General features: G+C 70.5%; 6 protein-coding genes. 4 read left to right on the top strand and 2 right to left on the bottom strand.

The genetic code is table 11. The features are described 5' to 3' along the window. Positions 1 to 489: 489 nt before the first annotated feature. Entirely contained in the window at positions 490 to 1674 is a 1185-nt protein-coding gene (locus FJ091_10355) for an aspartate aminotransferase family protein (protein MBM4383757.1), read from the bottom strand. A gap of 99 nt (positions 1675 to 1773) precedes the next feature. Between FJ091_10355 and folB the strand changes: the two genes are divergently transcribed. The 4 genes from folB to FJ091_10335 all read left to right on the top strand — a co-directional run bounded on the left by folB (position 1774) and on the right by FJ091_10335 (position 4269). Beyond that, on the top strand, positions 1774 to 2136 hold the full coding sequence (gene folB, locus FJ091_10350) for a dihydroneopterin aldolase (GenBank protein ID MBM4383756.1): 363 nt from the start codon (positions 1774 to 1776) through the stop codon (positions 2134 to 2136). Between the two features lie 130 nt (positions 2137 to 2266). Further along, positions 2267 to 2701, top strand: a complete 435-nt coding sequence (locus FJ091_10345) for a GNAT family N-acetyltransferase (protein MBM4383755.1) — start codon at positions 2267 to 2269, stop codon at positions 2699 to 2701. A gap of 54 nt (positions 2702 to 2755) precedes the next feature. After that, positions 2756 to 3313, top strand: a complete 558-nt coding sequence (locus FJ091_10340) for a ferritin-like domain-containing protein (GenBank protein MBM4383754.1) — start codon at positions 2756 to 2758, stop codon at positions 3311 to 3313. A 59-nt stretch (positions 3314 to 3372) separates the two neighbouring features. Continuing rightward, positions 3373 to 4269, top strand: a complete 897-nt coding sequence (locus FJ091_10335) for a lysophospholipid acyltransferase family protein (GenBank protein MBM4383753.1) — start codon at positions 3373 to 3375, stop codon at positions 4267 to 4269. A 6-nt stretch (positions 4270 to 4275) separates the two neighbouring features. Here the strand turns inward: FJ091_10335 and FJ091_10330 are convergent, their stop codons facing one another. Further along, positions 4276 to 5817, bottom strand: a complete 1542-nt coding sequence (locus FJ091_10330) for a diguanylate cyclase (GenBank protein ID MBM4383752.1) — start codon at positions 5815 to 5817, stop codon at positions 4276 to 4278. Positions 5818 to 6000 lie beyond the last annotated feature (183 nt).

Here is a 6000-nt window from a genome sequence, read left to right as displayed (position 1 = left end):
TCCGCCTCGCGCAGAATCTTCACCATCTGCTCTTCCGTAAACCGACTCTTCTTCATGGGGGCTTCCTTTCCGTCGGAAGCCATTCTCTCTCAAGAATCAGTCGGTCCGAGAATCGGCCAGCAGGTCAGGTCCACGTTCCGAATGCTGTGGGCCACGAACCGTTGGCAGGCACTGCATCAGTGGGTACTCAACTTCTCCGGTGCGGCGGTCGGGTGCTGGGCGCTGTGGCTCTTGTGGACGCGACTCGCAGACAGACTCGTTTCCGAGAACGCCTGGTTGATTGGGGTCATTGCATTCCTCGGCGTGACGGGCCTTCTTCCCAGATTCGCCGTCGGGATTGCGTTCTCCACCGAGAAACTCGGCGAGTGGCTTAGGGGCGCACGATGAAACAGCGCCTCTTCTCCGAGCGAGTCCCGGCGACTCTGAACTTCGAGCGGAGACTGTTCGCGGGCGACGGGACTCTGCTGCCCGGGCGATGAGCGTTCGCGTTTAACTCCGCACCAACTTCAGCACCGTCTCCACCGCCCCGTTCAGCTCGTCCTCGGGGATGTTCAGCGCCGGGAAGAGGCGCAGCACGTTGCCGGCCGTCACGTTGACGAGCACCCCCTCCGCGAGCGCGCGCTTGGCGAGCGTCGCCGCGCGATCGGTGTCGCGCAGCACGAGCCCTAACAAGAGACCGCGGCCGCGCGCTTCGGTGGCGTGCTCGGGGTGCTCGGCGGCGAAGCGCGCGAGCTTCGCGAGCAGGCGATCGCCCACCGCTGCGGCGCGCTCTACGAGCTTGTCCTCGCGCACGACGCGCAGCGTGGCGAGCGCGGCGGCGCACGCGACGGGGTTGCCGACGTAGGTGCCGCCGTGGTCGCCGAGCTTCACGGTCGCAGCGACTTCTTCGGTGCACAGGAAGGCGGCGACGGGGAAGCCGCCGCCGAGACCCTTGCCGAGCGTGAGTACGTCGGGAACGACCGCGTCGTGCTCGAGCGCGAGCATCTTGCCCGTGCGGCCGATGCCGGTCTGCACTTCGTCGAGGATCAGCAGCGCGCCACTCGCGTCGCAGAGCTGGCGCAGTCGCGCGAGGTAACCCGGCGGCACGGGGTTCACGCCGCCCTCGCCCTGCACGGGCTCGACGATGAACGCGGCGGTCTCCGTGTCGATCGCGCGCGCGGCGGCCTCGACATCCCCGAACGGGACGTTCACCGGCTCGGGCAGCAGCGCGCGGTACGGATCGCGGTGCTTCGCTTGCCCGATCACGGACAGCGCGCCGAGCGTGCGGCCGTGGAACGAGTTGTTCGTGCTGATGAACTTGCGCCGGCCGGTGGCGCGGTGCGCGAGCTTGAGCGCGCCCTCGACGGCCTCGGTGCCGGAGTTCACGAAGAACGAGCGCGTGATGCGCGCCGGCGTGATTTCGGCGAGCGCCTCGGCGAGGTCGAGCTGCGGAAGCGTGTAGTAGACGTTCGTGGTCTGCATCAGGCGCGCGGCTTGGTCGGCGATCGCCTTCACGAGCGCGGGGTGGCAGTGGCCGATCGCGCACACGCCCCAGCCCGAAGTGAGGTCGACGTACTCGCGGCCCTCGACATCGGTGACGCGCGAGCCGCGCCCCGAAACGAGCGCCGCCGGCATGCGCGCGGCGACGGGCAGGATGTACTTCGCCTCGCGCGCTCGAACGTCCTCGAACTGCATCGCCTCTCCCTCGCGAAATGAGGCGCGCAACGTACAACGCGCGCGGCCGGACATTCGCGCGAATGTGCGAGGTAAGGTGCCGGCCAGCGGAGGCGCGGCGTGGCGGACGAGATCTTGCTCGAGGGCGTGCAGATTCCGGCTGCGCTCGGCGTGACGGCGGCGGAGCGGCGCATGCGGCGGCCCGTGCTGCTCGATGTCGCGCTCGAGCGCGACCTGCGCGCGGCAGGCCGCAGCGACCGCATCGCGAGCACGATCGATTACAAGGCGGTGTACGACGCGATCGAGGCCGTCGCGGCGGGGCAGGATCACCGCCTCGTCGAGGCGCTCGCGGAGCGCATCGCGGGCGCGCTGCTCGCGAAGTTCGAGGTCGACGCCGTCACCGTGAGCGTGCGCAAGTCGAAGCCGTTCGCGGGCGTGCTCGAGCACGCCGGCGTGCGGATCCGTCGGCAGCGCGGCGCATGAGCAAGCCTTCGCGGAATGAAGCCGGGAGAAGTGCCCCCGCGGCGCATCCGCCGGCAGCGCGGCGCATGAGCAAGCTTCGCGGAATCCAGCCGAGAGAAGTGCCCCCGCGGCGCATCCGCCGGCAGCGCGCGTGAGCGAGGTCCGCCGCGTCTCGGCCGAGGACGTACGTCCCCTGCGCCACCTCGTACTGCGCCCGGGTCGCCCTTTCGAGGAGACGGCGTTCCCCGGCGACGACGCGCCCAGCGCCGTGCATTTCGGCGCGTTCCGCAACCACGAGCTGCTCGCAGTCGCGACGCTGCTGGATTCACCGCACCCCGAGCGCGCGGGGCGCGCCTGCCAAGTGCGCGGCATGGCGAGCCACCCGAACGTGCGCGGCGCGGGCTACGGCGCGGCGGCGCTCGCGGCCTGCGTTGCCGAAGCACGCGCACGCGGAGCGGCGCTCGTGTGGTGCAACGCGCGCGAGGCGGCGCTCGGCTTCTACTTGCGTGCGGGCTTCGTCGCCACGGGCGAGCGTTTCGAGATCGCCGGCATCGGACCGCACTTCCGCATGCACCTCGCGCTCTGAGCGCGCGGCTATGTTGCGGCGCCGCGCCCCTCTTCCGGCGCTGCTGGATTCACGATGCAAGCGCCCCCCGCGAAGCCCGATCCGCTGCTGGTTTTGTTCTCGTACTACCGCGACGCGGAGCTGCGCGGCTCGAATCTCATCTATCGCATGCTGCGCATGCTGCCCGACGGTGAGTCGCAGCTGCTGCTCTCGGAGCACCTCGCCGACGAGACGCGCCACGCGTGGCTTTGGACGCAGCGCATCCGCGCGATGGGCGCTGCGCCGCTGCCGGTCGAGGACGGTTATCAGGTACGCATCGGGAAGCGCGCCGGCATTCCGCGCCATCCCGTGGACCTGCTCGCGCTCACGGTCGTCGTCGAGCAGCGCGCGCTGCGTCGGTACCACGAGCATCTGAATCGCCCCGGCGTCGACGAGCAGACGCTCGAGGTCCTGCGGGCGGTCAGCCAGGACGAGGGCTGGCACATCGACTGGATCCGCAAGAAGGGCCGCGAGCTCGCGGCGGCAGACGGCACGCCGGATCGCTTCGACGACGCGATCGAGCGTTTCCGCGCGATCGATCGCGAGGTGTGGGCGGAGCTCGAGGAGTTCGAGCGCTCGCTGGGGCTCGTCTGAGCGCTCGCGACGCGAAGGAGCCGCCGCGATCCAGCCTGCGAGGCGTCGCTGCGCGTGGGTTGTTATGGGCGGTTGCGCAGCTGCCCGACGACGCGGCGCTCGCGCTCGGCGCGTTTGCCGGCCGCAGCTGGGCGCGCCTCGGGCTGCCGCGCACGCGCGACGCGCGGATCAATCTGCGCATCGCGTTTCCCGAGTGGAGCGAAGCTCGGCGAACGCGCGGGCTCGTGCGCTCGTTCGAGAATCTCGGCCGCAGCTTGGTCGAGCTCGCGTGGCTCGGGCGCCGCTCGCCGGAGCAGGTGCTCGCGCGCGTGCGCTTCGAGGGCCTCGAACATCTCGACGCGGCGCGCGCTGCGGCGCCCGGCGGCGGCGTGATCGTGATGACCGCGCACTTCGGCTCCTGGGAGCTCTTCGCCGCCGTGCTCACCGCGCGCGGCTACCCGCTCACCGTCGTCCACCGCGTGCGCGACGACGCGGGGCTCGACGAGGTGATCGTCGCCCGCCGCGCCGAGAGCGGCGCGACGTACTTGCCGCGCGGGAGCGCCGCGCTGGGCGTAGTGCGCGCGCTGCGCAAGGGCAGCCTGCTCGCGCTGCTGCTCGACCAGAACGTGGGCGCGGACGAGGGAATCTTCGTCCCGTTCCTCGGAAGGCTCGCCTGCACGCGCAGCGGCCCCGCGCAGCTCGCGATGTCCACCGGCGCGCCGATCGTGCCGATGTTCTTGCACCGAGACGCGATGGATCCCGCGCGCCACGTCGCGCGCTTCTACCCCGCGCTCGACATCGAGCGCTCGCGCGACGACGACGCATCGCTCGCCGCGAACGTGCGGCAGATGACCCGCGCGGTCGAGGCGGAGATCCGCGCTGCGCCGGAGCTGTGGACGTGGGCGCACCGCCGCTGGCGCACGCAGCCGCCGGGCGAGCCGCGGCCTCGCTATCGGCGAGAGCCGAAGACCTATTAGGGATCTTCAGCGGCGGCGCTTCAGCGGAGATGGAGCCGGCGTCCGATCGAGCGGCGCCGCCGTGAAGACGCAGTCCTTGCCCGCGGCCTTCGCCTCGTACAGCGCGCGATCGGCGGCATCGAAGGTCTCGTCGGTGGTCGTGGAGTAGAGCGCGACACCCACGGAGACCGTCACGCGCACGACGATGTCGCGCTCCTCGATCGGGAACTCGTGCTCCGACATCGCGGTCCGAATCTTCTCGCCGAGCGCGGTGGCGCCTTCGAGGGGCGTGTGTGGCAGGAGCAGCGCGAACTCCTCTCCGCCGTAGCGGGCGACGTAGTCCGACTCGCGGATTTGCAGGTTGATCAGCTGAGCGGCCGCCGCGAGCACGCGGTCGCCCGCAGCGTGGCCGTAGCGGTCGTTCAGCAGCTTGAAGTCGTCGATGTCGACGAGCAGCAGGCAAAGCGGCTGCTCGCTGCGGTCGGCGCGCTTCACCTCGCGCGAGAACTGGTCGTGGAAGTGGCGGTGATTGTGGAGGTGGGTGAGTCCGTCGGTGATCGAGAGCTGCTCGAGTACCTCGTTCGCCCGTAACAAATCCCGGTTGCGCTCCTCGAGCGCACGCCGCTGGCCCTCGAGCTGCGCGGCCATGTCGTTGAACGCGCGCGCGAGCGTCTGCACCTCGTCGTGCGCTTCGCTCACGGGCATGCGCACGTTGAAGTCGCCGCCGGCGAGCCGGCCCGCGCCCTCGGCGAGATCGAGCAGCGGGCGCAGGCGCCACGCGCCGACGCCGAACGCGAGGCCCCCGGCGACGACCGCCGTGAGAACGCTCCCGAGCACGAGGCTGAGCAGCGTGTTTGCCGGAAGCGCGGGCAGCGGACGCGCGATGACGAGCTGCCACGGCGTTCCGGCGAGCTCGCGACGCAGCACGAGCAGCGGTGCGCCATCGGATCCTTTGGCGTCGCGGAAGCCGATCTCGCGCGTGAGCGCAGACGCGGCGAGGGAGCCGGCGAGCTTGTCTCCTCGCGCGCCCGTGATCGCGGCGTCGATCTGGCCCTCGTCGTAGAGCACGTCGAGTGCGCGCAGCGGATCGAACGCGATCCACAGCAGCACGGACCCGTCGCGCGTCGCAATCGCGATCCGCGCGAGGTCGATCGGAGCGCCTTCGACCTCTGTCGCGGCAACGGAGCTGCCCGCGGAGGTGCGCTGTGCGAGCGCGAACTGCCAGTGCGAGCGGCCCCACTGGCCGACCATGACGAAGGGCTCGCGCGCGCCGGGCCGAGCCAGCGCAAAGCCGATGGCTTCGGGCTCGCGCGCGAACAGCACCTCTAGCCGCGCCCGCAAGGCGCTGTGCCCTTCGCTGCCGCGTGCGAGGCATTCGAGCAGCAGATCGTCGCGCGCGATTACGTTCGCTCCCTCGAACTCTTGTCTTCGCGAGAGCTGCAGTGCGGTTTGCGCACGATCGAACTCCCGCTCGAGCTCCGCACGAACGCCGTGGCGAACTGCGGTGTCTAGCACCTCACGCGACGTCAGCGCGGTGACGATTGCGGCGACCAGGCACAGCCCGACCACGAGCACGGCGAGATCGCGCGCGAGGCTCTGGCGGAGCCACGCGATGAGCGGCGTGCGGCTGATCGGTGTCGAGTCAACGTCGCGGTTTGAATCGGCATCCCCGCAAGCCCTCTTGACCGCAACTTGCGTGCAAATGAACCCTTCAACCCCGGATGGAAGGCGGCTTCTGCCTCCGCTTTCGTG

Source organism: Deltaproteobacteria bacterium, from assembly GCA_016875395.1.
Classification (GTDB): Bacteria; Myxococcota_A; UBA9160; order UBA9160; family UBA6930; genus VGRF01.
The sequence above is the reverse complement of the archived record's forward strand: the minus strand, read 5'-3'. Positions and strand labels throughout refer to the sequence as shown.

Bases quoted from the DNA above. Each gene is read 5' to 3' on its own strand.
- FJ091_10355 (MBM4383757.1), bottom strand. From the start codon at position 1,674: ATGCAGTTCGAGGACGTTCGAGCGCGCGAGGCGAAGTACATCCTGCCC.
- FJ091_10340 (MBM4383754.1), top strand. From the start codon at position 2,756: ATGCAAGCGCCCCCCGCGAAGCCCGATCCGCTGCTGGTTTTGTTCTCG.